This is a genomic window from Rodentibacter mrazii (assembly GCF_001998825.1).
In the GTDB taxonomy this organism is placed as follows: Bacteria; Pseudomonadota; Gammaproteobacteria; order Enterobacterales; family Pasteurellaceae; genus Rodentibacter; species Rodentibacter mrazii.
This window is the reverse complement of sequence record NZ_MLHG01000112.1, coordinates 1-3,040: the sequence shown is the minus strand read 5'-3', so window position 1 is coordinate 3,040 and position 3,040 is coordinate 1. Positions and strand designations below refer to the sequence as shown.

Sequence of the window (3,040 nt, the reverse complement as noted above, 5' to 3'; positions counted from 1 at the left end):
CCCCTACTAGAATATTTTAAGAAATATAAATTTCGCCAAGTTTAAAATTGGAATAAATGATTTGTTGTATATATATCATTTAGTTTATATGCCCCGCAATGACCAAATTTCAAAAATGTGAACTAGATCTTGTTTTGGTGTTAAAATTTTTAATTTAAAATAGTGAAATGTTTAATTCATTTTTCGATGTAAAAATAGGTGCTGTAAAGCACCTATTTATGAAATCTTGAGAAATCTTTGTCATTCGATTTCTTCCACATTAACCCAGCGTTTTTGTTCACAAGATAATGCGATAGCATCCAAGATTCTTGACACTTTATAACCTTCTTCAAAATCGGGATAAAGTGCGGTCGAATTTTCAGAAATTCCGTTGATTAAATCCCTTATTTCCACTGTTTTTTGATCATTAAACCCAATTCCGTGACCGGCACTGACACAAAAATTCTTATAATCCGGATGAAGTGGCCCGGTTAAAATGGTTTTAAATCCTTGTCTGGCGGGATTTTCATCGTGCAAATAAAGTTTTAATTCCGCCATTCTTTCTTGTGTATAGATAATAGAGCCTTTCGTGCCGGTAATGACATAACTTAGTCCCATTTTACGCCCACAAGCAATGCGGGAAGTCTCAATCGTCCCCATACACCCGTTACCAAAGCGAACTAGTGCCGTTGCCTGATCTTCATTTTCTACGGCTAAACGCTCTTGGAGATTGTTAGGATTAGGTCGCGTTTGAATGACAGTTTGCATATCACCGATAACAGAGATGATCTCTTGTCCCAGCAAATATTGGGACATTTGTACAATGTGTGCAGCAAGATCGCCTAATGCACCTAAACCGGCCTTTTCTTTTATACAATGCCAATCTAACGGTGTATTTTCATTGGCAAGATAATCTTCATTATGTGTACCGTAGAAGTGGATAACTTCTCCTATTTCACCATTTGTAATGATTTCTCTTGCTAATTGAGTCGTTGGATTTTTGATATAGTTAAAGCCGACTAATGTTTTAACGCCGGCTTTTTTTGCCGCTTGATACATTAATTTTGCCTCTGTGGCAGTTAATGCAAGAGGTTTTTCGGAATAAACATGTTTGCCGTTTGCAATGGCAGCTAATGCAATTTCCTTGTGAAGAAAGTTGGGCGTACAAATATCAATTACATCAATATTCGGATCGTTGACTATATCGCGCCAATCTCCTGTGGAGCGCTTAAAACCAAATTCTTTGGCTTTTTGTTCTGCTAATTCCGGTGTAATTTCTGCTAAATAATCTAATACTAGTTCTGCTTTAAGCGGAAAAACCGTTGCTACTTGTGAATAGGCAATTGCATGACAACGTCCAATATACCCTGTACCAATCAAACCGATTCTTATCTGTTTCATGATGCTCTCCTTTGTTGCACGATATAAAAATAAGAGAGATAGCCTTTGGTTTTAGCTATCTCTCTAAGCTTTATAATGTTGGCATACTGAATGCGGCATTTTCAATCACATATTTACTTGGCCAGCGGGTTGTGACCGTTTTCATTTTCGTGTAGAAACGCACACCATCAGGTCCGTAAATATTTAATGTTGTGTAGGCTGAATGTTTCCAACCTCCAAAACAATGAAAAGACATAGGAACCGGAATTGGAACATTAACACCGACCATACCTGCTTGAACATGATAGGCAAACTCACGTGCGGCACCGCCATCGGAGGTAAAGATTGCCGTACCATTACCATAAGGATGCTCGTTAATTAATTTCATCGCTTGCTCAAAGTTTTTCGCTCGAACAATACCAAGAACAGGACCAAAGATTTCTTCTTTATAAATCACCATATCAGGGGTAACGTTGTCAAACAAACTACCGCCAATAAAGAAGCCGTTTTCATGTCCAACCGGTTTTTTACCACGCCCGTCCACAAGCAAAGTTGCACCTTCCTCTACACCTTTTGTAATGTAATTGGTGACATTATTAAGATGTTGTTGGCTAATAAGCGGTCCGAAATCCATTTCTTTTTCCCCTTCTTTGGGAATGCCCGGACCATAGCGAAGGACCTCTACTTTAGGTTTTAGTGTGGCTATTAATTTGTCTGCGGTTTCATCATCAATAGTGACAGCCAAAGAAATTGCCATACAACGCTCACCGGCGGCACCAAATGCGGCACCTAATAATGCATTCGCCGTTGATTCAATATCTGCATCCGGCATGATTAAAGCATGATTTTTCGCTGCACCAAAAGCTTGCACCCGTTTACCAAACTCAGCCCCCATTTTATAGACATGAGCTGCGGCAGGTGTAGAACCCACAAAACTTACAGCATGTACTCTTGGGTCACGTAATAAAATTTCATTATCTTGGCGATCGCCATGAACAACATTGAAAACCCCGTCCGGTAAACCTGCTTCTTTTAATAATTCTGCTAATTTAATAGAAAGTGAAGGATCCGCTTTTGCCGGTTTTAAAATAAAGGTATTACCGCAAGTAATCGCCACTGGAAACATCCACATAGGAACCATAGCAGGAAAGTTAAATGGTGTAATGCCGACCGCTACCCCTAATGGTTGCAGTGAGGAATGGATATCAATGCCTCGCCCTACCTGTTCGGAAAACTCGCCTTTAAGTAAATGTGGAATGCCACATGCAAACTCAACCACTTCTAAACCACGAGTGAGCTCTCCACAGGCATCGGAATACACTTTGCCATGCTCTTCAACAATAATTTTAGCTAATACATCCCAGTCTCGCTGTAATAACTCTTTAAATTTGAACATAATACGTGAGCGGCGTAATGGTGATGTCGCAGACCATTCCGCAAAAGCACGCTGTGCTACATCAATGGCTTCATACACATCTTCCGATGTGCTCATTATGACTTGGCGGATTTGTTCACCGGTTGCGGGATTATAAATAGGATATGCTTCTGTTCCTCTACTTGGAACTTGTTTACCATTAATAAAATTATAGACAGTTTCCATTTTGAGCTCCTTATATAGTATTAAGATAAGATATTTGTAAGTTTAAGATTTACATTGTGATTAGTTTTAACAAATATAGCT

General features: G+C 39.2%; 2 protein-coding genes. Both read right to left on the bottom strand.

The annotated features are described in order from the left end of the window. Nucleotides 1-240: 240 nt before the first annotated feature. Entirely contained in the window at nt 241-1,380 is a 1,140-nt protein-coding gene (locus BKK47_RS11905) for a Gfo/Idh/MocA family protein (RefSeq protein WP_077495036.1), read from the bottom strand. Nucleotides 1,381-1,450: 70 nt separating this feature from the next. Further along, the gene (locus tag BKK47_RS11900; protein ID WP_077495035.1) at nt 1,451-2,959 is read right to left on the bottom strand and encodes a CoA-acylating methylmalonate-semialdehyde dehydrogenase; all 1,509 of its coding nucleotides are present in this window, start codon (nt 2,957-2,959) and stop codon (nt 1,451-1,453) included. Between the last annotated feature and the right edge of the window lie 81 nt (nt 2,960-3,040).